Raw genomic sequence first — 24272 nt, 5'->3', positions numbered from 1 at the left:
AGGATATTGGGCTTTTGACGCGTACCCGACAGCGCCCGCGCGGCGTGACGATCATCGATGTGGCCAAGGCGTCGGGCGTGTCGCCGATGACCGTGTCGCGCGTCATCAACGGCGATGCGGGGGTGCGCGACGAGGTGCGCGCGCATGTCCGCGAGATGATCGCCAAGCTGAACTACACCCCCAATCTGATGGCGCGCAGCCTGGTGACGGCGCGCGAGATCCGGATCGGCGTGATCTATTCCAACCCCAGCGCGGCGTTCATGAGCGAGCTGCTGGTCGGCGTGTTCGAGGACGCCTCGACCCGCGCGGCCCAGCTGTTCCTGCTGAAGGGCGAAAACGGCAAGCCGCCGTCGCGCGCGGCGATCGAGGGGCTGATCGCGCAGCGGATCGCGGGCGTGCTGCTGGCGCCGCCGCTGGGCGAGTCGGCGGCGGTGCGCGAGATCCTGCGCGAGGCGGGGCTGCCCGTCGCGGTAATCGGCGGCGTCGCGCCCGATGCGGTGTGCGTGGGCATCGACAATAATCGCGCCGCCTATGACATGACCCGCCATCTGATCGGGCTGGGCCACCGGCGGCTGGGCTTCGTGCTCGGCAATCCCGACCAGTCGGCCAGCATCGCGCGGCTTGCGGGCTTTCGGGCGGCAGTCGAGGAAGCGGGCGGGATCGAGACCCAGGTGGTGCAGGGCGATTACAGCTATGCCTCGGGCCTGGTCGCGGGCGAGACGCTGCTGGACGGTGCGACGCCGCCGACCGCGATCTTCGCCAGCAATGACGACATGGCCGCCGCGATCGTCTCGGTCGCGCATCGGCGGCATCTGGACGTGCCGGGCGACCTGACCGTGGCGGGCTTCGACGACAGCATCGCCGCGACGACGCTCTGGCCGCCGCTGACCACCGTCCACCAGCCGGTCCGCGCGCTGGCGGAGGCGGCGCTCCAGATGCTGATCCAGGAGATTCGCGGCGGCGCGCCCAAGGCCGACGGAGAGCCGCGCGTCACGATCCTCGACCACCGGCTGGTCGAACGCGACTCCACCGCCGCGCCGCGCCCTTGAAGTTTGCGCCCCACCCCGGCGAAGGCCGGGGTCCAGTTGCTGTGACGCTGGTGGAGCAGCCGATCGCACGGGCGACCATTTCAGACGCATGGCAACTGGACCCCGGCCTTCGCCGGGGTGGAGCGGAGGAAGCCGACTCACCCCCTACCGCCCCGGAGCCGTGACGCCGGCTTCGGTCTGGACCACCGGCTTCATCGTCCCGTCGGGGTTGTAGTAAAGCCGCTCGACCGTCACCGCGCGGCGGCCGATCGATCCGCTCTGGTCGCCGATCGCCAGCGTGGCGTTGTGGAGGAAGAGGTAGGACTTGCCCTTGAAGTCGGCGATGCCGGGATGGATGGTGAAGCTGTACTTGCCCGATCCGGTCAGCAGCCCGCGATAGGTCCAGGGCCCCTTGGGCGACGGCGCGGTGGCATAGGACACATGCTCGTCCCGCTGCGTCGTGCGATCGAGCGAGGCATAGGTCAGGTAATAGAGCTTGCCGCGCTTGTGCAGCCAGGGCCCCTCCTCGAAATGCGGCGGCGTGATTTCGGTGATCGGGCCGTCGATCTCGATCATGTTGGGCTTCAGCTTCGCGATATAGCATTGCCGGTTGCCCCAGGCGATCCAGGTCGTCCCGTCATCGTCGGTCATCACGGTCGGGTCGATGTCTTCCCAGCTATGCGTGCCCTTGGGCGTCATCTCGTTGGTGACGAGCGCGGAGCCCTTGGCATCGACGAACGGGCCGGTCGGCTCGTCGGACACGGCGACCGCGATCGCCTTGCCCGGATGGGTGTCGTCATGCTCGACCGCGGCATAGAACCAGTATTTGCCGTTTTTGTAGATCGCCTGGCTGGCCCAGGCGTCCTTCTTGGCCCATTTGAAGTCGCGCACGTTCATGATCGGCCCATGCGGCGTCCAGTGGCGCATGTCGGTGGTCGAATAGACCAGCCATTCCTTCATGTTGAACATCTCGTCCCGCTGCGCCTCGTCATGCCCGACATAGAGGTACAGCCGGTCGCCGACGACCAGCGGCGCCGGGTCGGCGGTGAAGCGGTCCCGGATGATCGGGTTGCTCCCCGGACGCTCCCGCGACGGCTCGGGCATGGACAGGGCGCTGCCCGGCAGGGCGAGCAGCAGGCACGACGCGATGATCCGCGACAGGGTCATGGCCTGTTTCCTTTAAAAGCTGAACCGCACGCCCGCGCGGAACACCCGCCCGAGAACGTCGTACAGCGCGGGATTGACGAAATAGGGCGAACGGGCCGGATCGCGGTTGAACACATTGTCGACCTTGAAATAGGCGGTGACCGCCGGGGTCACGTTATAGGTGCCGCCCACGTCGAAATAAAAGGCGCCGGGGATGAAGTTGGTGTCGATCGTCGGCCGGTTGGCGGTCGAGGCGGGACAGCCGGTGGTGCACTCGATATACTGGTTGCCCAGCTTGCCGTCGCTGAACCAGCGTTCCTGCAGCAGCAGCGACCAGTCGTCGGTGGCATAGGTCTGCACCGCCAGCCATTTCCACTTGGGCGTGTTGCCGATGTTCACCCCCGCCGTGTCGTTGGGGATGGTGCCGGGCAGGCCGGTATCGGTGATGAACCGCCGGATATTGGTTGCCAGCGCGCGCAGCGTCAGGCTGCCCGGCAGGCCCAGCGGACGCTGCCAGCGATAGCTTGCCTCGATATCGAAACCGTCGGTCAGGATCGATGCCAGGTTGAACGACTGGACGTTGATGAAGTTGGGGCCGTTGGGGTTGTTCAGGTTGAACACGCCGCACGTCTCCGGCGCGATGTTCAGGAAGCACAGGTTGACGATGTCCTGCGCGCCCAGGCTGGAGATGACGTCGGTGATCTTGATCTTGTAATAGTCGACCGACAAGCTGAGCCCCGGAATCGCCGCCGAGTTGGAGAAGGCGATGCCCAGCGTGGTGTTGCGCGCGATCTCGGGCGTCAGGTTGACGTTGCCGATGGTGTTCTGAAGCGCCAGCACGTTGACGTTGCGGAAGGGATCGAAAAAGCCCGGCAGCGTCGTCGTGACCGGCGCGGCGAACAGTTCCGACAAATTGGGTGCGCGCACGTCGCGCGAGGTCACGCCGCGGATGCGCAGGCCGTCGACCGGCAGGTCCCAGGTGCCGCCGATCTTCCACGCCCAGACGGTGCCCGAGGTGCTATAGTCGGTGACGCGCACCGCGCCGTTGATATTGGCCCGGCCGCCCGCATCCGAATTGATGATCGGCAGATCGGCCTCGAGGAACGCCTCCTTGACGCTATAGGCGCCGTTGCCGTTCTTGTAATTGCCCGCATACCAGTTGTTGCCGTCCGCCAGCAGCACCGGGTCGGCCGGATAGGCGCCGTTGGCCGGGGTGTTCGCGAAGCCCGCGCCGTAGGGATCGGCGCGCACGCGGTAGAATTCGTGGCGGAACTCGCCGCCGAACGCCACCGACACCGGCCCCGCCCAGGACGAGAAGGGCGAGCCCGAGAAGTTGAGGCTGATCACGTCCTGGGTCTGGCGCGTCCGCTGATAGGCGCCGTTCTGCGGGATGATGTAGCTGAGCGCCTCCGCCGAGGGATTGCCGCCGAAGATGTTGAGCGGCTGGCACCCATTGGCCCGCGCGGTGGCATCGGCGCAGACGATCGCGCCGTCCAGCGTGATGGCGTTGATCGCCTGATTGAACCGGCGCGACAGCATGATGTTGCTGACATCGACGTCGGTATAGTTGGTGCCGTGCTCGTAATAGATGTCGTAGGACCAGTCGGACCCCGCGACCGCCTCGCGCCCCTTGGCGCCGGCGACGAAGCGATACTGGCGACGATCGGTATAGACCTGGCTGTTGCCCAGCGCGGCGTTGCTGGTGCCGTACTGGAAATTGGTGATGCCCGCCGTGGTGCAGGCCGCCTTGATCGCCGCCGGGACATAGGGATTGGCGCACTCGATCGTCAGGTTCGGGCGGTTCATGCCGCCGACCGGCTGGTTGTTGGTCTTCACCTGGCCGATATTGACCGTGCCATAGATTTCGCCGTTGGGCGCGAAGTCGTAGCCGATACGGCCATAGCTGTTCACCCGCTGGATCTTCGACTGGAGCGAGCGGCCCGCATCGACATTGCCCGACAGGTCGCCGCCCAGGCAGAAGCCGGGGAGACAGCCGCGGACATTGCCCGCCGCGTCGCGCGCGGGCACCCCGCCCGAGCCGTATTGGAACTGGAACGGATTGCCCGCCTGGTCGAAGGCGATGCCCTGGAGCGGCCCGGCGGTGATCAGGCCGTATTTGGTGTAATTATAGGGCTGGGCATAGTCGCGGAACAGATATTGCGGCGTCCCGTCGTTCAGGACGTTGCGGTTGATCAGCGTCGACTGGCGGAACCAGTCGCGCCCGCCCGCCAGCGCGGTGCCGAACTCGCCGCCGCCGACGCCGTCCTCATGCGCATATTCGGTGCTGGCGATCAGGTGCAGGCTGTCGTTCAACAGGCTGGTGCCGCCCGCCAGCTGAACCAGCACCTGCTGGTCGTCGCCATAGGTGGTCAGGCCGCCCTGGACATTGCCCTTGATCCCCTTGAACCGGGTATCGGTGATGAAGTTGACGACGCCGCCGACCGCGTCCGAACCATAGGAGGCCGAGGCGCCGCCATTGACCACATCGACCCGCTTGATCAGCAGCTGCGGGAACAGGCTGATATCGGGTACGCCGGTGACGTTGGCGCCGACGACGCGCTGCCCGTCGAGCAGGGTCAGGGTGCGGATCGCCCCCACGCCGCGCAGCGAGAAGGAGCTGAGCCCCTGCTGTCCGCTCGACGTGCTGAAGGTGTTGACCGAGGTGCCGGTCGAACCCTGGAGCGAGGGCAGCTGCGCGACCGTGGTGAAGATGTTGGGCTGCGCGTTCTGCTGGATCTGCTGCTCGCCGATCACCGTGGTCGGGGTCGGCGCGGTGAAGCCGCCGGTGGTGATGCGCGAGCCGGTGACGATGATGTCTCGGGTCTGGGCTTCCCCGGCATCGGCGGGCGGCGAGGCCACATCGCCCTGTCCGGCCTGAGCGCCCTGCCCCGGCTGGACCGTCGCGCCATCCTGCGCCGGGGCGGTCTGGCCCTGGGCCGGCATGGCGATACACAGGGCCAGAACCGCCAGGCTGGCCGGTCCGATGCCGCTCTTGCCCGAACGGCGGGCGCGCGTTCCCGTCATCATCGTCTCCACTCCCTATCTCGTTCCGTTATATCTGGTAACGTTACCAGCATCACTCTTCGCTTTTTCGCTGTCTGTCAACTGTCCGACATTCGGGGATAATCCCGCTTCGGCCCGGTCCAGGGCAGTGGCAGGGACGGACCGCCCCGCTCGTGCGCCCGATCGCATGCGATCATCCAACCGGGGGGCGCGGCATGTTTCGGTGGGGGCGCCTCGCGATACCGCACCGTGCCGGATCGCAACGCCCGCGCCCTGCGCCATGCAAGCCCATGGACGCGCGTGCTTTTGTCAGGCAAGTTCGCGGTTCCGCACCTGTGCCTCAGCCTCCAAGGGGAAAAAACGATGCAGATCGGCCGCCGATCGTTCCTGTCCGCCATGGGAGGCATCGGGGGGTCCGCGCTGCTTCCCGGTCGTGCCGGGGCCGCGACGCCCCAGGCGTTTCGGCCCGACTGGTCCTCGCTGGTCGCGGGCTATCGGGCGCCCGACTGGTTCCGCGATGCCAAGTTCGGCTTCTGGGCGCATTGGTCGGCGCAGTGCGTGCCCGAGGCGGGCGACTGGTATGCGCGCGAAATGTATCTGCAGGGCACCCGCGCCTATCGGCATCACCTGGCGCATTACGGCCACCCGGCCGATATCGGCTTCATGCAGATGTATCCGCGCTGGACCGCCGCGAACTGGGACCCGGCGCGGCTGCTCGACCTCTATCAGCGGTCGGGCGCGCGCTATTTCATGGCGCTGGCCAATCACCACGACAATTTCGATTCCTATGCGTCCAGCCATCATCCCTGGAATGCGACGCGCTTCGGCCCCAAGCGCGACATCGTCGGCACCTGGGCGAAGCTGGCGCGCGAGCGGGGGCTGCGCTTCGGCGTGTCCAACCATTCGGGGCATGCCTGGCACTGGTACCAGCCCGCTTATGGCTATGATCCCGAAGGCCCGCGCGCCGGGCAGCGCTATGACGCGGCGCGGCTGACCCGGGCGGACGGGCGCGGGCAATGGTGGGAGGGGCTGGACCCGCAACAGCTCTATACCGGCCCGACGATGAAGATGCCCGACGGCTTCCGCTCGATCGCCGAGGCCGATGCGTGGCACGAGAAGAACGACCGGGTCTGGGACGAAAAGCCGCCCGCCGCCAACCCGGCCTTTGTCCGCCAGTGGCGGCTGCGCTGTCGCGAGCTGGTCGACCTCTATCAGCCCGACCTCCTGTACTTCGACAATTTCACGCTGCCGCTGGGCCAGGCGGGGCTCGATATGGCCGCCTATATGTACAACAGCTCGATGCGGCGGAACGGCGGCCGCAACGAGGCGGTGGTGACCGCCAAGAACACGCCGCCGGAACGGCTTGCGGGGATCGTCGACGATGTCGAGCGCGGCGCGCACCAGTCGATCCAGCCCTATCCCTTCCAGACCGAGACCTGCATCGGCAACTGGCATTACGACCGCGATCTCTATGCGCGTGACGGGTACAAGACGCCGCGCAAGATCATCCACACGCTGTGCGACGTCATCGCCAAGAACGGCAATATGATGGTGTCGGTGCCGATGCGCGGCGACGGCACGATCGACGAGAAGGAAGAGGCGATCGTCGAGCGGATCGGCGCGTGGATGCGCCGCTATGGCGACGCGATCTACGCCACCCGCCCCTGGCGCCTGCTGGGCGAGGGCCCCACCGCGTCGAAGGGCGGCCAGTTCAACGAAGGCGGGCAGGACTCGCATTATACCCCGCGCGACGTGCGCTATGTGCGCAAGGGGGCGGCGGTCCATGGATTCACGCTGGGCTGGCCCGAGGACGATGTCGCGCGCTTCCCCGCGCTCGCGCGGACCGGATCGGTGCAGCGGGTGACGATTCCCGGCGATCCGGCGCCGCTGCCCTTCCGCCGCACCGCCGGGGCGCTGGAGGTCGACCTGCCCCCCGCGCTGCGCAACGATATCGGCGTCGCCTTGGTGGTGGAGGGGCCGGGGCTGGTGTAATTCCGCCGCAGCTCATCGATTCCTTGGCGCTTTTTAAACCGCCTGACGGTAAGGGGAGCGCGAGGTCGGGCTTCCGCACGGTCCTCGACGCCCCGTTCTGGCTTGTGTCACTACGGATAGGACGGGGCGTCTCCTCAGGTCAGCGAGGATTTCCGCTTCGGCGCCTACTCCCAGGTCCGCACCCCCAGGATCGCCAATCCCCCGAGGCCGGTCATCAGCGCCAGCACCACCATGACGGTGGTGAAATCCTGCGGCGTGGCGAACGTCCAGGTCAGCGAGGCGCCGATGATCGAGGGCACGGTGTTGGTCAGGTTGAACAGCCCCAGGTCGCGCCCCCGGTGGCGCGGATCGGGCAGCAGTTGCAGGATCAGCCCGGCATGGAGCGCGACGAACACCGAGGAGCCGGTCGTATAGACGATGAAGGCGACCGCCGCGATCCGCCAGTCGGCGCCGATCCCCCGCATCCCGATCCAGGCCATGACGACCAGCCCCGCCGTCGCGACCAGCGCGGCCACCAGCAGGATACCCTTTCGCCGCCGGGTCCGGTCGGCCAGCGGCCCCAGGATCAGCGCGATCGGCAGGGGCGCAAGGAAGGCGATGGTGAAGAGCTGCCCGATCCAGCGCGGCAGCGCCGCCCATTGTGCGACCGGCAGGATCGCCTCGAAATAATAGAGGAGATAGACCTGGGTGACGATGGCGGCGACCTGGATCGACAGCCGCGACAGCCCCGCGACGACCAGATCGCGACGCGGCGGCAACGGGCCCGGTGCGCCCTTGGCCTCGACCGGCACCATGATCCGCGCGCGCGTCAGCATCAGCGGCAGGATGAGGATCAGGCTCATGCCCAGCAGCACCGCCATCCGGCCATGCTCGCCCAGCATCGCCGATCCGACCAGCAGCGTCGACAGGGCCGACGCCGCCGGACTGCCCAGCGCGAGCAGCCCGCCCGCCGTGCCGCGCTGGTCGTCGGGTATCTCCTCGGCCATGATCGCCATCATCGGCGCGAGCAGCGCGTTGACCGCCAGCTGAAAGGCCAGGATCGCCGCGATCAGCGCCGCCGGGGTGGTGGCGAGCGCGAACCCGCCATAGCTGGCGGCGATCGCCACGATCCCCATGCCCATCCACACCCGCCTGCCATGGCCGGCGCGCTGGGTCCGGTCGCTCAGCCAGCCGAACAGGATATTGGCCAGGCTCGCCGCCGCCGCGCCGCAGATTGCGATCAGCGACAACAGGCCGATCCGCCCCGCGCCGTCGATCGCCTCCACCTTGATCGGCAGCAGCAGGGTCAGAAGCGGCAGATAGGCGATCACCCCACCCGCATTGGCCAGCGCGAAGAGGCCCAGCGGCAAGGGGCGGTGCGAGGATGGGCGGGCGGACGGGATGGGGCGCGCGGACATCGCCGCGGCCCCCTGCCCCCGATCGCGCCGCCGGAGATCGGCCATCCGCTCAGGGCTTCATCGTCTGCGCCTCGACGGTCGTGCTGGTTACGATCGCGCGGTCGGCGGCGTCATGCGACAGCGCCACCCGGTAGCGCCCGCCCCTGATCCGCCAGCCGGGCAGGCCGGTATCGTAATCGGCGACGATGCGCGGCTCGGCGGTCAGGGTGATGCGCCGGGTCTCGCCGGGCTTCAGCGCGACCCGCTGGAACGCGGCCAGCCGCATCGCGTCCCCGCTGCCGTCGCGCGCGACATAGATTTGCGGCACGTCCGACCCGGCGCGCTGGCCGGTGTTCACCACGTCGAAGGTCACGCTGATCGTCCGCCCGCCGGTGACGACCGGGTTGCGATAGGCGAAGCTGGTATAGCTGAGCCCGTGGCCGAAGGGGAAAAGCGGCTTCAGCCCCTTTTTCTCGTACCAGCGATAGCCGACATCGGCGCCCTCGACATATTCGACCGGGAAGCTCTGGAGCGTGATCCCGCCCGCCGCCGCCGGATTGGCCGCCGCCGCCGCTTCGACCTCGCTCAGCTTGTCCAGCCCGACGGGGCGCGGGCGCGGCGGTTGCGAGGCGTCGGCGGGGAAGGTGATCGGCAGGCGGCCCGACGGGTCGACCCGCCCGGTCAGGATCGCGGCCAACGCCTCGCCGCCCCGCTGGCCGGGATACCAGGCCTGGAGGATAGCGGGGACCTTGGCGATCCAGGGCATCAGCACCGGGCCGCCCGTCTCCATCACCGCCACCGTGCGCGGCTGGACGGCGGCGATCGCGGCGATCAGCGCGTCCTGCTGGTTGGGCAGGCGCAGGTCGGGCACGTCGTCGGCCTCGGTCGTCCATTGCGTCGCGAAGAAGATCGCCATGTCCGCATTCTTCGCCGCCGCCACCGTCGCGTTCAGGTTGCGCCCGTCCTGCCATTCGATCTGGACGCCGGGCAGCGCCTTGCGCAGCGCGTTGAGCGGCGAGGAGGCGTGATAGGTGATCCGCGCGAACGAGGCCGAGCCGCCATAGGCGAGCGGAATCTCGACCGGCGCGCCGCCGACCGAGCGGACCTGCGACGATCCGCCGCCCGACAGCACGCCGACATCGGCATTGCCGCCGATGACCACGATCCGCTTCGCGGTGCGGGCGATGGGCAGGAGGTTGCCGTCATTCTTGAGGAGGACGATCCCCGCCTCCGCCGCGCGCTGCGCCACCTCGGCATGGGCGGCATAATCAGGGGTCACCGCCCGTGCGGGCACGGGGGCGTCATAGGCGCCGGTTTCGATCAGCCCGGTCAGATAGCGCGCGACCATGTCGTCCAGCCGCGCCTCGCTGACCTGCCCCTTGGCCACCGCCTCGGCCAGCGGCGCGCCGAAATAGACCGCCTTGTCGAGTTCCTCGCCCGATTCCTGGTCCAGCCCGGCATTGGCGGCCTTCGCGGTCGAATGCACCGCGCCCCAGTCGCTCATCACCCAGCCCGGATAGGCCCAGTCGCGCTTCAGCACATCGGTCAGCAGGTGGCGGTTCTCGCACGACCAGTCGCCATTGACCTTGTTATAGGCGCACATGACCGATCCGGGCTGGCCCTTCTCGATCGCGATCTGGAAGGCGAGCAGGTCGCTCATCCGCAGCGCCGCCTCGCCGATCCGCGCGTCGAGCACGGCGCGGCCGGTCTCCTGCGCGTTCAGCGCATAATGCTTGATCGTCGAGACGATGCGGTTCGACTGGACCCCCGCGATATGCGCGCCGCCCAGCGTCCCCGCGAGCAGCGGGTCTTCACCCAGATATTCGAAGTTGCGGCCGTTCCACGGATCGCGGATCAGGTTGACGCCGCCCGCCAGCAGCACGTTGAACCGCTTGTCGCGTGCCTCCGCGCCGATCATCGCGCCGCCCGCGCGGGCGATGGCGGGATCGAAGCTGGCGGCGGTGGCAAGGCCGGAGGGGAGCGCGGTGGCGACATCGCCGACCCGCTGCTCGACCTGGTTGGCGACGCCCAGCGACGCGTCGCTTTCGCGCACCACCGGCACGCCCAGCCGGGGGATGCCGTCGATATGCCCGGCCGAGGGGATCAGTTCCTCGCGCGTCTTGCCCGCCGCCATGGTGGGGAACAGACCATGGACCAGCAGGATCTTCTCCGCGCGGGTCATCTGCGCGACGATCCGGTCGGCACGGGCGCGGGCCGCGGCGGCGGAGGACGCGGTCGCCTTCGCGGCCGGCTGTGCGCGGTTTTGCGTCCGGGTCTGCGCCGCGCCCTGCGCGCTCATGCCCGTCGCGGCCAGCGCGATCATCGCCAGCCCGCTCGCCATCATGCCCTTCGTCACCGTCACCCTCCCAGTATCGCTTGCTTTGGACCTTCTCTGTTGCATCCATGCCATCCTGTCCAGCGGGCGTTCACAACCCTGCGGAATCAAGGACTAACCCCTCCGGACACCCATCCGCCCCTGCCCGAGCGAGCGTACCCTACGGACACGACGGTGGTCTGTCCGATCGACCATCTCCAGGGTCGCCGCCCGACTGCCTTGCCATGATAATGCGATTGAATCGCATAATCATGATGATTAGCGCGCGGGCGTAACGAAATGGGGGATAAGACGATGATGGTTCGATCGGTGCTGGCCGTGCTTCTTGGCTCGGCCGCGACGCCGCTGTTCGCGCAGGTAACGCCGCAGCAGCAGCCGGATGCGGCGGTGCAGGACGGCAGCAACGACATCGTCGTGCTGGGGGAAAAGGCCGGTCGCACCTTGCAGGAAACCCCCGCCAGCGTCGCCGTCACCACCGCCGAGACGATCCGGAACCAGAATCTGCTCGACGTCTATGACGTGCTCCAGCGCACGCCCAACGTCTCGATCGGCGCCGACCGGACCAGCTTCACGATCCGCGGCATCGACGCCTTCAACGTCTCGGGCGCGGGCGACGGGGCGCTGGCCAGCGTCTATGTCGACGGCGCGGTGCTGCCCCGTGCGGCGCTGAACACCGGGCCGCTCGACCTTTACGACATTGCCCAGGTGGAGGTGTTTCGCGGGCCGCAATCGACCGTGCAGGGGCGCAACGCGCTGGCGGGTGCGGTGATCGTGCGGACCACCGACCCCGGTTACGAATGGAGCGGGCAGGCGCGCGTGATGCTGACCGGCCCCGATGGCCAGCGGCGCGCAGGCGCGGCGATCGGCGGCCCGCTGCTCGGCGACCAGATCGCCTTCCGGCTGGCGGGCGAGGTCGCCCGGACCGACGGGCTGGTTCATAACAGCACGCTCCACCGCGACGCCGATGCCCGCCAGTCGGAGACGCTGCGCGCCAAGCTGCTGGTCACCCCCGACGCGCTCCCCGGACTGCGGGTGGTCGCGACCTATCTGCACGATCGCCATGTGCGCGGCGTCTATGCCTATGAGTTCGACGCCCCCTACAAGCCCACCGACCGCATCGTCACCGAGGACGTCGCGACCGATACCCGCGTGGTCAGCGACATCGCCACGCTGGAGGCGCATTATGCGCTGGGCGGCGGGTTCGACCTGACCTCGGTCACCAACTATTCCGACGTCCGCGCCCATTATGTCGCCGATCCCGATCGCAACGCGACCCCCGGCCAGCTCAGCCTGACCCGCGACCCCGCCAAGACGGTCCAGCAGGAACTGCGGCTGGGCATCGACCTGCCCTGGGTCCAGGGGCTGATCGGCGCCTATTATCTGCGCGAAGACAATCGCGACTATCTGTTCGAGGCGACGCAGGATCTGAACCTGACCCGGCTGGGCGTCGACCGGCAGCTGCTGGCGCTCGGCCTGTCGCAGCCGGTCGTGAACACGGTGCTGGGCCTGTATGGCGGCGTCGTTCCGATCCGCAACCGCCTGACCCAGCCGCGACTGACCCGCAACCTGGCCGGGTTCACCGACCTGACCTTCCCGCTGACCGCGCGGCTGAAGCTGCGCGCCGGGCTGCGCTACGACAATGAGCGGCAGCAGCGCGGCGCCACCCAGTCGGTCGTGCTCAACGGCACGCTGCCCGATCCGGCGCGGCTGCCCGTGCCCGCGCTGGCGCCGATCATCACCCGGCTGAACGCCCTGCTGGTCGCCACCGCCGCCGGGGCGACCAGCGTCGAGCCGATCCGGACCATCACCTATGACGCCTGGCTGCCCAAGCTGGGACTGAGCTGGGACGTCGCGGCCAATATCGGGCTGAGCGCGACGGTGCAGCGCGGCTATCGCGCCGGCGGGGCGGGCATCAACCAGCAGCGCGGCCAGGCCTTCACCTACGCCCCCGAATATACCTGGAACTATGAAGTCGCGCTGCGATCCGACTGGTTCGACCGCAAGCTCAGCTTCAACGCCAATGCCTATTATATCGACTGGCGCGACCAGCAGGTGGCGGTGCGGCTGACCCCCGGCGCGGTGTTCGACACCCAGGTCGTCAATGCGGGCAAGTCGCGCCTCTATGGCTTCGAGGCGGAGCTGCGCGGGCGACCGACCCGCACGCTCGACCTGTATGTCGGGGTCGGGCACAGCCGGTCGAAGTTCCTCGACTTCACCGTTCCGGTCGGCACGCTCGGACGATCCGCCAGCGGCAACGAATTCGCCAACGCCCCGCATTGGACCGCCTCCGCCGGGGGGACGTGGCACGACGATAGCGGGCTGTTCGCCAATGTGAACGCGACGTACCGCGATGCCTTCTACCAGGACACGGTGAACCAGAGCGTGCGCGACATCCGCCCGCTGACGCTGGTGAATGCCAAGCTGGGATGGCGGAACCAGCATTTCGGCGCCTATCTGATCGCCAGCAACATCTTCGACCGACAGCAGCCGACGTCCTTCTACACCGATTTCGACGGCCGCGTGCGGGGCACCCTGTCCAATCCCCGCATCCTGGGGTTGAGTTTCGAGGGGCGGTTCTGACGCCCTTCCCTATCGGTCAACCGCCTCTTGTGCGGCGCACAGATTTTCTCCGCCGATCAATCGGACGCATGCGCGCATATAGCCTGCTTCAGGGACAGGGCTGCACAAGGGAGATCGACGCGTGCATCAGCTTCGCAAGGCCGCATTGGCGGGGACATTTCTGGCGAGCCTGACGGCGATGCCGGTCTGGGCGCAGCAGGCCACCCCCGGCCAGCCGTCCGAACCGGCGCAGAGCGCGCCCACCGGCGGCGACGCCGCGACGACCGCCAGCGAGGGCAATGACATCATCGTCACCGGCACGCGCGTCGAGGGGCGCACCCGGCTGGACAGCATTTCGCCGGTCGACGTGCTCAGCGCCTCGAGCCTTCAGCGGCAGGGGACGACCGAACTGGGCGCGGCGCTGTCGGCGGTCGCGCCCTCGATCGACTTTCCGCGTCCCTCCGCCAATGACGGCACCGACTCGATCCGCCCGGCGACGCTGCGCGGCCTGTCGCCCGACCAGACTTTGGTCCTGATCAACGGCATTCGCGGTCACACCTCGGCGCTGCTCAACACCAACGGCACGGTCGGGCGCGGATCGGCGGCGGTCGATCTCAACACCATCCCGACGGTCGCGCTCGACCGGATCGAGGTGCTGCGCGACGGCGCCTCGGCGCAATATGGCTCGGACGCGATCGCGGGCGTGGTCAACCTCCGGCTGCGCCAGGCCCGGTCGGGCGGCGGCGCACAGGTCAATTACGGCTTCTACGACACCCAGGTCGATACCGCGCGCGGCAGCCGCCACGTCACCGGCGAACATGCCGTCACCGCCTCGCTATGGCAGGGGATCGGCTTTGGCGAGGACGGCTTCATCACCGTCTCGGGCGAGTATCTGAACCGCCAGCCGACCAACCGCGCCGATTTCGACCCGCGCGTCACCCCGACCCGGATCACCGGCCGTTACGGCGACCCGGCGGTCGAGCAATATACCGGCTTCATCAATGCGGGCACCTCGCTGACCGACACATGGAGCCTGTATGGCTGGGTCGGCTATCAGGACCGCGACTCGCGCAGCGCCGCCTTCCCCCGGCTGGCGAGCGCCGCGACGCGGACGGCGGGCTATCCCGACGGCTTCCTGCCGATCATCAACACCAAGTCGCAGGACCTGAATTCGGCGGCGGGCCTCAAGGGCCAGTTGGCCGGGTTCGATGTCGACCTGTCGTTCAGCTATGGCCGCAACAAGATCGCCTTCCGCACGCTCAATTCGGCCAATTACGCCTATGGCGCGGCGACCCCGCGCAATTTCGACGACGGCGCGCTGATCTACGACCAATATGTCGCCGGGCTGGACGTGACGCGCAAGTTCGACGTCTTCCAGTCGCTGAACCTGGCCTTCGGGCTGGAGGGCCGGCGCGAGGGTTACAAGATCGTCGCGGGCGAGCTGGCCTCCTATGGCTATCCGACCAGCGGCGCGGTGGCGGGCGCTTCGCCCGGCGCACAGGGCTTTGGCGGCTTCTCGCCGCGCAACGAGACCAAGCGCAGCCGCCGCAACGTCAGCGCCTATGTCGATGTCGAGGCGCAGGTGACCGACAAGCTCCTGCTGGGCCTGGCGGGCCGGTTCGAGGATTATTCGGACTTCGGCAGCACGGCGAACGGCAAGATCTCGGCGCGCTACGACGTGGCCGACTGGCTCGCCTTCCGCGCCACCGCCTCGACCGGATTCCGCGCGCCGTCGCTGCAACAGCAATATTTCACCCAGATCGCCTCGGTCGTGACCAATGGCGTGCCGATCCTGACCGGCACCTTCCCCTCGGTCTCCTCGGTCGGCGCGACGCTGGGCGGACTGTCGCTGGAGCCGGAAAAGTCGACCAACCTGTCGGCGGGCACGGTGATCCGGTTCGGCGGGTTCGACCTGACGGTCGACGCCTATCGCATCAAGCTGCGCAACCAGCTGGGCCTGTCGGAGAATATCCAGGCGACGTTCAGCCCGCAGGTCGCCGCGCTGCTCGCGCCGTTCAACGTGTCGGCGGCACGCTTCTTCATCAACGGGCTGGCCTCGACCACGCAGGGGATCGACGCGGTCGCGCATTATCGCTGGCGCACGACGCAGGCGGGGGTGTTCGACTTCACCGTCGCGGGCAACATCAACGATGTCGACGTGACCCGCGTGCCGACCTCGACCGCGGTGCTGAACCCCGCGCCGACACTGTTCGCGCGCAGCCGCATCCTGACGCTGGAACAGGGCACGCCCCGCCAGAAGGTGACGGGCAGCATCGACTGGTCGCTCGACCGGCTGGGCGCGCTGGCCCGCGTGACCTATTATGGAAACGTGATCCAGCCGGGCACCACCGCCGCCGCCGACGTGCCGGTCGGACGCCGCGCGATCACCGATCTGGAGCTGCGCTACACCGCCGATCGCGGCGTGCAGCTGGGCCTGGGCGTCAGCAACCTGTTCGACGTCTATCCGGAGCGCCAGATCGCCGCCAACAACTCGACCGGCGTGCTGGGCTTCCCCTATTATTCGCCCTTCGGGTTCAACGGCCGTTACCTCTATGCCCGTGCGGGCGTGAACTGGTGAGGACGAACGGGGCGGCGCATCCGCGCGGCCCCGCTGGCCGGATCACGGAATTCGTCGCTCGCGACCATGATCGCGAGCACCCCCGCTAGCCTTATCCGGCGGGCGGGGTAAGACGGTGGCATGCCCCGATCGAACCCCCTCCGATGGACACCCGCGCGCTACCGCGCGCTGCTCCGCAGCCGTGGCCCGCAATCCGTGCGATTCCGGACGCGACTCGCCATTTTGCTGGGCGCGATCGCGATCGGGCTGGCGGCCACCGTCTTCGCGCTGGCCGCCGATGCGGCGGGGGAGATGTTCGGCCGATTCGTCGCGCGCTATCCCTATGCCCCGCTGGTCGCGACCCCGCTGATCTTTGCGGGACTGGTGTGGATCACCCGCCGCTACGTCCCGCTCGCGCGCGGGTCGGGCATTCCGCAGGTGATCGCCGCGCAGGGCGATCCGGAGGGGGCGACCCATTCGCTGGTGTCGATCCGCACCGTGACCGGCAAGGCGCTGCTGACGCTGGTCGCGGTGCTGGGCGGTGCGTCGGTCGGGCGCGAGGGGCCGACGGTGCAGATCGCCGCCGCCGTGATGGGGCTGAGCCACCGGCTGCTGCGCGTGCCCTTGCGCGGCGCGGTGCTGATCGCGGGCGGCGCGGCGGGCGTGGCGGCGGCGTTCAACACGCCGCTGGCCGGACTGCTCTTCGCGATCGAGGAACTCGCCTCCGCCTATGAGCAGCGCGTGACCCTGCTGGTCATCGCCGCCATCGTGATCGCGGGCATGGTCGCGCAGTCGGTGCAGGGGGATTATGTCTATTTCGGGCTGATCGGCGCGCATATGAGCCTGGCCTCGGCATTGTTCGTGGTGCCGGTCGCCGGGATCGTCGGCGGGCTGGCGGGCGGCGCCTTTTCCCGGTTGATGCTGACGCTGGCCACGGGATCGAACCGGATCACCCGCCAGGCCAAGGCGCAGCCGATCCTGTTCGCCGCGCTGTGCGGGCTGGTGGTGGGGGCGCTGGGCTGTGCGACGGGGCTGACCTGGGGCACCGGTTACGGCGCGGCGCGGGCGATGATCGCGGGGCATGACGCGCCGCTCTGGTTCGGCCCGGCCAAGTTCGTCGCGACGCTGGCCACGGCGGTCGCCGGGCTGCCCGGCGGCATCTTCGCCCCCTCGCTCGCGGTCGGGGCGGGGATCGGCAACATCCTGCGGTCGGTGTTCACCGATTCGCCGTCATCGGCGATCGTGATCCTGGGCATGGTCGGCTATTTCGCGGGCGTGGTCCGCGCGCCGCTGACCGCGGTCATCATCCTGGCCGAAACCACGAACAGCCGCGGCCTGATGCTGCCGATGTTCGCCACCGCCTATATCGCCGACGGGGTCAGCGCGCTGGTGTGCCGCGAGAAGCTCTATCACGGCCTGTCGCGGACCTTCGCGATGCGTCGCGAGGCCTGATCCCCTCAGGGCCGATCGACGTTCAGTGTTGCGTCTTCTTTCCCTCTCCCCTGGACAGGGTTAGCGGAGCTTGCGTGAGGGATTGAGCGAGCCCAAAGGCTCGCGCGCTGCGCGCATGCACCCCTCACCCAGCTCCGACTAAGCCTTTGCTACGCAAAGACCAAGTCTGCGCAACCCTCTCCCCTCTGCGAGGGGCGAGGGAAGGAAAGGCATCGCTGAACGGCGATCGGCCCTAGGTCACTCCGGCCCTCTCAGGGGGCGGGTTCGCTACGAGGCCAGCCGCATCGGCGGAGCGCGATCGGCATAGCCGGTCGCGGCCGGGGCAACCGGATCGACGTTGAATCGCATCACCGAGGAGACGAGCGCGCCGCATTCCTTGGCCAGCATCGTCGCCGCCGCCGTCGATTCCTCGACCATCGCGGCATTCTGCTGCGTCACCGAATCGATCTCGCCGATCGCGATGTTCACCTGGCTCAGGCTGTGCGCCTGCTGTTCGGAGGAGCGCGCGATGACGTCGACCACGGTGCTGACGTCCGACACCTTGCCGATGATCCTTTGCAGCGCGTTGCCGGTCTCGTCGACCAGCACCACGCCCGACTTCACATGCTCGATCGCCGACAGGATGCGCGACTTCACGTCCGACGCCGCATCCGCCGAGCGCTGCGCCAACGCGCGGACCTCGGAGGCAACCACGGCAAAGCCCTTGCCTGCGTCCCCGGCCCGCGCGGCCTCGACCCCGGCGTTCAGCGCCAGGAGATTGGTCTGGAAGGCGATGCCGTCGATCACCGTGATGATGTCGACGATCTCGCGGCTGGCCTGGTCGATGCCGTTCATCGCGGTGATCGACTTGGCGACGATCTGGCCGCCCTTCTCCGCCTCGTCGCGCGCCTCGGTCACGGCGCGATTGGCCTGGCTGGCATTGAGCGCGCCGTCGCGCACCCCTTGCGTGATCTCGCCCACCGCCGCAGCGGTTTCGCGCAGGCTGGCCGCCTGTTGCTCGCTGCGGGCCGACAGATTGTCCGTCGCCTGCCGGATCTCCTCGATATTGGAGCGGATCGCGCCCGCGCTGCCGCGCACATGGCTGGTCAGCCCGGCGAGATTCTGGACCGCGCGGTTGAAGTCGGCGGCCAGCTGATGGAAGGCGGGCGGCAGGTCGGTCAGACGGACGGTCAGGTCCGCCTCGGACAGGGACGACAGGCCCGAGCCGATCGCCTGCAACGCCTGTTCCCGCTCGCGGTCATCGCTGACCTTGGCCTTGGCGGCGTCGCGGAAGACGACCACCGCGCGCGCCATGTCGCCCAGTTCGTCGCCGCGCGCATGGCCGGGCACATCGACATCGTTATGCCCGCGCGCCAGGTCCGCCATCCGCCGGGTCAGCGCGGTGATCGGCCGCGCGATGCTGCGGCTCAACATCATCTGGAGCGTGATGGCGATGCCGATCAGCATGATGCCGCCCAGCACCAGCGCGATGGTCGCGGTCGTGATCGCGCCTTCCTGCGACGCGGCGTTTTCCTTGATCGCCGCCGTCTCCTGGTCGCGGACCGCGCGCAGCGGCAGGACGATGTCGCTGGTCAGCACCGCCTTGCCCGCATCGCGCACCGCCTGCTGCGCCTCGTCGCGCCGCCCCGCCTTGACCCATTCGGTCAGCCGGTCGCTCCACTGCCGCCGCCACCGGGTCGCCTCGGCGCGCGACTTGGCGACATGGGCCAGCTCGGTCGAGTCGGTCAGCATCGCGGTCAGCTCGCGGCTGGTCGTGTCATATTCCTTGCGCGCTTCCTCATAGGATTTGAGGTAGCTCTTGTCCGCCGTGACAAGGAAACCGCGCAGCTGGCTGTTCTCGCGCAGGATCGACGTCTCCAGCGTCAGCGCCTTGGCATAGACCTCCTGCGCATGGTTGTTGCGTGCCGTCGCGCTCCGGATCTCCCAGATGTTGACGAAGAACACGATCGTCATCACCGCCGCGGACAGGCTGATCACCAGGAACGACACGCCCAGCTTCTTGGGAATGTTCATGTTCGTGAGCATTATGCGACTCTCTCGACAGGGGCGGAGGGCGACATGCGGATCACCATGCCGGGCAGACCAGAGCCGACGCCGTCTGCCGATGAAGCGGACGGCCACGCGCGACGAGGCTCAGTGATGCCAGCGTCGCCATCATGGAATGAATGCGCATGATCCCCGTCGTTCTTGGAAATTTTCGTTGGAACGACGCCTAGGGGGGATGGCGTTAATTATGAGTGAAACCAGTCCAGTTACGGATCGATCGAACCGGGATTCAGCCCTCCAGCCAGGTGATCGACGCGCCGTAGGGGTGGCAATGGGCCAGAATATGGTCGCAACCGTCGGGCCAGGAGCGCAAACGCAGTTCGACTCGCTCGCGCCGGGCATCCCATTCGAAGCCGATACAGGCCAAGGGCCGCGAGTCGCTCGCCGCCTGCCCCGCGCGCGCCAGCGCCGCCTCGATCGCGGCCCGGTCGCCCGCATCGACATATTGCAGCACCATCGAATGCAGGACGACCCGGTGACGCCGCTCCGCCTGCGGCTCCCGCAACTGAATCGCGAGCCATTCGGCGGCATTCCCCGCCGCGATGCGGGGCGGATATTGCCGCGCCAGCGCCAGCGCATGGCCGAGTCGCTCGCCGCGTTCGGGCTGGTCGGCAAAGACGAAGGAGGCCAGCCGCTCACAGGCCACCGGATCGTTCACGTCGAGCGGATGGAGGTCGACCCCATGCGCCTCCCGCACGACCACGGCCGCCTCGGGCGGCGGCGCGCCCTGCCAGACCGGCGCGATCCGCACCGGCGACGTCGCCATGCCCGCGCGTACGCCGCCCAGGTCATAGGCATAGCGCGCCAGATTGAGGTTCAACCCGGCGCTCGCCCCGATCTCCAGCAATTCGAAGTCCAGGCCATGGTCGCGCGCCAGGACCATCAGCGCGGCATGAAGCGCCGCCGCTCGCCCGACCTCGTTGGTCTGCGGCACCTGTCGCAGCCAGTCGACGAAAAATCCGTCATGCGCCGCCAGCGCCAATGCGACCGCCTCGTCGAAACGGCGATGCTCCCCGGCATAGAGCGCGCTGAGCGGCGGCACCCTGCCCTGCCGGGCGAGCGCGTGAAAGGCGGCGTTGATCCGCATCGCGATCGCAGAGGATGCCGCATTGGCGCCCCAGGAGCGGATCAGCGACGCGGTCTGCGGCGCATTCTCCAGCTGCCGGTCCACCGCCGCCAGCAGATCGGCGACGAAGGGCGTGCCGATGGCGCGCATCACGAGCGATTGACGGTAAAGCTCGCTCACGGGACCATCCGGCTCCAGGCACATATTGGGCGAACGCTCCGTCTGCATCGCCCGCCTATGCGACCGCGACCGTTAACATATCAATGGTGTTTCGCCGGCGAACCGACAGGCCCTAGCGGGGGGCGGCGGCGCATGGCCGCACGCCCCCTCGCCGGTTCAGAAGCCGACCCGCACCGACAGCGAGGTCGTCCGCGCGTTGATGGCACGCGCGCGCACGATGCCGTTGGTCGGGATCACGCCATCCTCCGCCTCGGTAAAGCCCATCGCGTTGAACAGGTTGTTGCTGTTCAGCGAGACCAGGATACGGTCGGTGGCGCGGAACTGCATAAAGGCGTTGACCACCGCATAGCCGGGCAGCTTCAACTGGTTGCTGTCCTGCGCATAGCTGCTGGTCGTGCCGATCACGTTCGCGCCGATCGTGACGCGGTCCAGATCGACCTGCGGCGTCGCCTGGAAGATCAGCCGGGCCTGGCGGCGCGGGGTGTTGCCGACCACGCCGGGGTTCAGCGCGTCGCTGACGATCTTGGCATCGGTCCAGGTCGCCCCGCCGGTCATGTTGAACGGGCCGACGCTATACGCCCCGTCCAGCTCCAGGCCGTAGGCGCGATATTCGCGGTCGATGAAGACCTGACGCGTCGCCTCGTAATTCTGCTCCTCGGTGCGCGCCCAGAAGCCGGTCAGGTTCACATACATGCCGTTCCTGCGATATTTCAGGCCCAGCTCGGCCTGGCGCACATAGTCGACCGCCGCGTCCTTATTGATCAGATGGCCGTCGGTCGTGCTGACCGCCGGACCGAACAACAGCCGGTCGGCATTGGCGCGCGCCCCCCGGCTATAGCGGACGAACATCGCGAACGGCTCCGACACGCGGAAGTTGATCCCCGACGAATAGGACAGATAGTGCCAGCTGTAATCGACCGGCGCCGGGCTGGTCAGCGGGATCACCGCCACGCGCCGCTCGGCCGCCGAGATCGCGCCGTCGCCATTCATGTCGCGCGCCGTGGTGCCGACGCGGCCACCGCCCAGATCCGACCCGAAGATCGCCCCTTGCGCATTGCCGAAGTCGTAGCGGACGCTGGCGCCCAGCGCGAAACGCCCGATCTTGTAGTTCAGCGATCCGAACGGCGCATTGACGTTGTAATCGACACGGTAGCTGCGACGGCAGCAGCCGCCGAAATAGTCAGCCCCGAACGCATAATAGCCGTTCTGCGTCTGCGGCACGCCCGCGGCATTGACCACATCGACCAGCGCCGCGCGCCCATCGCCGCGCACGTCCATCAGCGTCGAGGTCCATAGCCAGTCGGTGTCGATCGTCTGGCGCGACTTGTAGAAGCCGGCGGTGGTGGTCAGCTCGCCCTTGCCGATGTCATAGACGCGGCTGGCGCGCAGGTCGTTGGTGACATTGTCCAGACTGTTGAGCTTGGTGTCGAACACCACCACGCGCGCGAGCAGGCCGTTGCCGTTCAGCCCCGACAGGTTGGTGATCGTCTGCCCGCTATTCGGCCCGCTGGCGTAGCGCAGCGTCGCCCCCGCGCCGCCCAGCGCCGTCGCGGTGGCCGCCGCGCTGTCCACCGCCGAGGGGAAGTTCGAGATGAACCGGCCCGAGACATCGGCATAGCGGAACCGGTCGGTCACGGTCCAACCCGACACGTCGAAGCGCGTCTCGACCCCGAAGGCGTTGACCACCGGATGCTGGCCGTCGCGCTTGTCGTCGACCACCGGGTTGTTCTGTCCGTCCAGCGTCACGTTGCTGGTGTCGTAGCGCGACAGCAGCGCGTCGCGGGCGATGTCGAATCCCGGCACATTCTCGTATCGCGGATTGGCGTTGGTGCCGGTCACGCGCACCGGATTGGGCAGATAGGCCGCCGACCGGTCGTTGAGGAACTTGCCGTAGAAGCGGATATAGCCGCCGCTGAATTCCTTGGTGACGTTCAGCTTGATCTGGCCGCCCTTGGCGCCGTCATAGCCGACCCGGCGCGGCCCCTCGCCCTGGTGATAGAAGCCGCCGATATGGAAGCGCAGCGTGTCGGACAGCTTGGCCCCGTAATCGAAGTCGAGCCGGTATTCGCCATAGTCGAGGCCCGCCGTCGCCATGATCGCGCCGCCCGGCACCTCGCCGGTCTTGGAGATCATGTTGATGACCCCGCCCGGCGAGTTGGACGAGAAGGTCGAGGCCGAACCGCCGCGAATGGCGTCGACCGACGACACGTTCATATCGGCACGCAGGAAGATGTCGGCATTGCCGAAGGTGATGTCGCCAAATTCCAGCACCGGCAGGCCGTCCTCCTGCAATTGCAGGAACTTGGCACCGCCCGACGCGATCGGCAGGCCGCGGATCGAGATATTGGCGTTGCCGTCGCCGCCCGAGCTTTCCGATCGGATGCCGGGGATGTTGCGAAAGATTTCGGCGGTCGAACGCGGCGCCGCCTTCAGAATCTCGGCCGCGCCGAGCGAGCTGGTCGAGATGGCGCTGTCCAGACGATCGCGCCCACGCGCGACGGCGGTGACGACCACATCCTTGTTGAGCGTATCGGCCCGCGCGGCCTTGTCGTCCGCAGACTTGTCGCTCCACGCCGTCTGCCCCTGAGCGTGCGCCGGTACCAGCAACGCGAACGGAATGGCCGAAATGAGCAGCCGTTGAAGACGCATAATATCCCTCTCCCCTGTTGATTGGGGAGTTCGTTACCGGACAAGCCTTTGCAAACGATTAAATATGTCGCGCGCCGGATATATCGGCCATTGTCTGATCCTGTATGGCGGATCGGCCGGTAGGATGCCGTGCCATGGACCGGTTCGATCGGGCGGGAGGGCGAAAGCATGACGGACAGTTCCGCCGGTTGGGAAGCCGTCGCCGATCGCTTCATTGCGCTGCGCTCCGGCATCGGAACATCGCTGGTCAGCGGCTGGGCGGAGCGGCATATCGCGCCGGGCGCCACGATCCTCGACATCGGGTGCGGCCACGGCATGCCGATCGCCCAGGCCCTGGTCGACAAGGGGTATCGCGTGGCGGGCGTCGACGCCGCTCCCAGGCTCGCAGCCGCCTTCGCCCGGCGCTTTCCAGACATGGCCATCGCGTGCGAACCGGCGCAGACCAGTCATTTTTTCAACCGCCGTCATCCCGGGATCATCGCCATCGGCTTTCTCTTCCTGTTGGACGCAGTTGAGCAACCGAACATGCTGCGCCGGATGGCACGGGCACTGGAACCGGGCGGCAGGCTATTGGTCAGCGTCCCGCGCGAGGCGTGCGTGTGGCGCGATACGCTGACCGGGCGGGAGTCCGCCTCACTGGGTGCCGCGGCCTATGAGGCAGTTCTGGAAGAATCCGGCGTACAGCCCGTGGGATGGCTTGGGGACGAAGGGGGCAATGCCTATCTCGACGCAGCCGCGCCGGTCTGATCCATCCAATTTAAGGCCGATCGAGATTCAACGATGCCTTATCCTTCCCTCGCCCCTCGCAGAGGGGAGAGGGTTGCGCAGACTTGGTCTTTGCGAAAGCAAAGGCTTAGTCGGAGCTGGGTGAGGGGTGGGCGCT

Annotated in this window: 13 protein-coding genes; 6 read left to right on the top strand and 7 right to left on the bottom strand. The window is 67.9% G+C overall.

Features of this window, described 5'->3' with window-relative positions; translation table 11 throughout:
• Window positions 1-14: 14 nt before the first annotated feature.
• On the top strand, window positions 15-1049 hold the full coding sequence (locus tag ABIC44_RS13755) for a LacI family DNA-binding transcriptional regulator (protein WP_354296091.1): 1035 nt from the start codon (window positions 15-17) through the stop codon (window positions 1047-1049).
• Window positions 1050-1193: 144 nt separating this feature from the next.
• Here ABIC44_RS13755 and ABIC44_RS13750 read toward each other — a convergent pair whose 3' ends face one another.
• Entirely contained in the window at window positions 1194-2195 is a 1002-nt protein-coding gene (locus ABIC44_RS13750) for a glycoside hydrolase family 43 protein (protein ID WP_354296090.1), read from the bottom strand.
• Window positions 2196-2207: 12 nt separating this feature from the next.
• On the bottom strand, window positions 2208-5198 hold the full coding sequence (locus tag ABIC44_RS13745) for a TonB-dependent receptor plug domain-containing protein (protein WP_502959852.1): 2991 nt from the start codon (window positions 5196-5198) through the stop codon (window positions 2208-2210).
• Between the two features lie 342 nt (window positions 5199-5540).
• Here ABIC44_RS13745 and ABIC44_RS13740 point away from each other — a divergent pair, with 342 nt between their 5' ends.
• Window positions 5541-7169 (top strand): alpha-L-fucosidase, encoded by a 1629-nt coding sequence (locus ABIC44_RS13740; RefSeq protein WP_354296088.1) that lies wholly within the window; start codon window positions 5541-5543, stop codon window positions 7167-7169.
• Window positions 7170-7333: 164 nt separating this feature from the next.
• Here the strand turns inward: ABIC44_RS13740 and ABIC44_RS13735 are convergent, their stop codons facing one another.
• A complete protein-coding gene (locus ABIC44_RS13735) occupies window positions 7334-8566 on the bottom strand; it encodes an MFS transporter (RefSeq protein ID WP_354296087.1) in 1233 nt (410 codons plus the stop codon).
• Window positions 8567-8615: 49 nt separating this feature from the next.
• A complete protein-coding gene (locus ABIC44_RS13730; RefSeq protein WP_354296140.1) occupies window positions 8616-10886 on the bottom strand; it encodes a beta-glucosidase in 2271 nt (756 codons plus the stop codon).
• 288 nt (window positions 10887-11174) lie between these two features.
• Here ABIC44_RS13730 and ABIC44_RS13725 point away from each other — a divergent pair, with 288 nt between their 5' ends.
• The 3 genes from ABIC44_RS13725 (at window position 11175) to ABIC44_RS13715 (ending at window position 17448) form a co-directional block, all read left to right on the top strand.
• Window positions 11175-13460, top strand: a complete 2286-nt coding sequence (locus ABIC44_RS13725; RefSeq protein ID WP_354296086.1) for a TonB-dependent receptor — start codon at window positions 11175-11177, stop codon at window positions 13458-13460.
• Window positions 13461-13638: 178 nt separating this feature from the next.
• Complete coding sequence (locus ABIC44_RS13720) at window positions 13639-16017, top strand: TonB-dependent receptor plug domain-containing protein (protein WP_502959851.1); 2379 nt, start codon at window positions 13639-13641, stop codon at window positions 16015-16017.
• Between the two features lie 120 nt (window positions 16018-16137).
• Window positions 16138-17448, top strand: a complete 1311-nt coding sequence (locus tag ABIC44_RS13715; RefSeq protein WP_354296084.1) for a chloride channel protein — start codon at window positions 16138-16140, stop codon at window positions 17446-17448.
• A 267-nt stretch (window positions 17449-17715) separates the two neighbouring features.
• On the opposite strand, the gene ABIC44_RS13710 is transcribed toward ABIC44_RS13715, so the two are convergent.
• The 3 genes from ABIC44_RS13710 to ABIC44_RS13700 form a co-directional block, all read right to left on the bottom strand.
• Window positions 17716-19473 (bottom strand): methyl-accepting chemotaxis protein, encoded by a 1758-nt coding sequence (locus tag ABIC44_RS13710; protein ID WP_354296083.1) that lies wholly within the window; start codon window positions 19471-19473, stop codon window positions 17716-17718.
• Window positions 19474-19723: 250 nt separating this feature from the next.
• A complete protein-coding gene (locus tag ABIC44_RS13705; protein WP_354296082.1) occupies window positions 19724-20740 on the bottom strand; it encodes a DUF2332 domain-containing protein in 1017 nt (338 codons plus the stop codon).
• A 156-nt stretch (window positions 20741-20896) separates the two neighbouring features.
• Entirely contained in the window at window positions 20897-23389 is a 2493-nt protein-coding gene (locus ABIC44_RS13700; protein WP_354296081.1) for a TonB-dependent receptor domain-containing protein, read from the bottom strand.
• 168 nt (window positions 23390-23557) lie between these two features.
• Between ABIC44_RS13700 and ABIC44_RS13695 the strand changes: the two genes are divergently transcribed.
• The gene (locus ABIC44_RS13695) at window positions 23558-24136 is read left to right on the top strand and encodes a class I SAM-dependent methyltransferase (protein WP_354296080.1); all 579 of its coding nucleotides are present in this window, start codon (window positions 23558-23560) and stop codon (window positions 24134-24136) included.
• Window positions 24137-24272: the final 136 nt, after the last annotated feature.

Origin of the sequence: Sphingomonas sp. 1185 (genome assembly GCF_040544655.1) — a bacterium.
Taxonomy (GTDB): Bacteria; Pseudomonadota; Alphaproteobacteria; order Sphingomonadales; family Sphingomonadaceae; genus Sphingomonas.
Note: the sequence above shows the minus strand (reverse complement) of the source record. Positions and strands in the feature narration are given on the sequence as shown.

What these genes read in the sequence shown, in the direction of transcription:
- ABIC44_RS13750 (WP_354296090.1), bottom strand. Translation starts at nt 2,195, where the DNA reads ATGACCCTGTCGCGGATCATCGCGTCGTGCCTGCTGCTCGCCCTGCCG.
- ABIC44_RS13745 (WP_502959852.1), bottom strand. Translation starts at nt 5,198, where the DNA reads ATGACGGGAACGCGCGCCCGCCGTTCGGGCAAGAGCGGCATCGGACCG.
- ABIC44_RS13740 (WP_354296088.1), top strand. Translation starts at nt 5,541, where the DNA reads ATGCAGATCGGCCGCCGATCGTTCCTGTCCGCCATGGGAGGCATCGGG.
- ABIC44_RS13735 (WP_354296087.1), bottom strand. Translation starts at nt 8,566, where the DNA reads ATGTCCGCGCGCCCCATCCCGTCCGCCCGCCCATCCTCGCACCGCCCC.
- ABIC44_RS13730 (WP_354296140.1), bottom strand. Translation starts at nt 10,886, where the DNA reads ATGGCGAGCGGGCTGGCGATGATCGCGCTGGCCGCGACGGGCATGAGC.
- ABIC44_RS13725 (WP_354296086.1), top strand. Translation starts at nt 11,175, where the DNA reads ATGATGGTTCGATCGGTGCTGGCCGTGCTTCTTGGCTCGGCCGCGACG.
- ABIC44_RS13720 (WP_502959851.1), top strand. Translation starts at nt 13,639, where the DNA reads ATGCCGGTCTGGGCGCAGCAGGCCACCCCCGGCCAGCCGTCCGAACCG.
- ABIC44_RS13715 (WP_354296084.1), top strand. Translation starts at nt 16,138, where the DNA reads ATGCCCCGATCGAACCCCCTCCGATGGACACCCGCGCGCTACCGCGCG.
- ABIC44_RS13710 (WP_354296083.1), bottom strand. Translation starts at nt 19,473, where the DNA reads ATGCTCACGAACATGAACATTCCCAAGAAGCTGGGCGTGTCGTTCCTG.
- ABIC44_RS13700 (WP_354296081.1), bottom strand. Translation starts at nt 23,389, where the DNA reads ATGCGTCTTCAACGGCTGCTCATTTCGGCCATTCCGTTCGCGTTGCTG.
- ABIC44_RS13695 (WP_354296080.1), top strand. Translation starts at nt 23,558, where the DNA reads ATGACGGACAGTTCCGCCGGTTGGGAAGCCGTCGCCGATCGCTTCATT.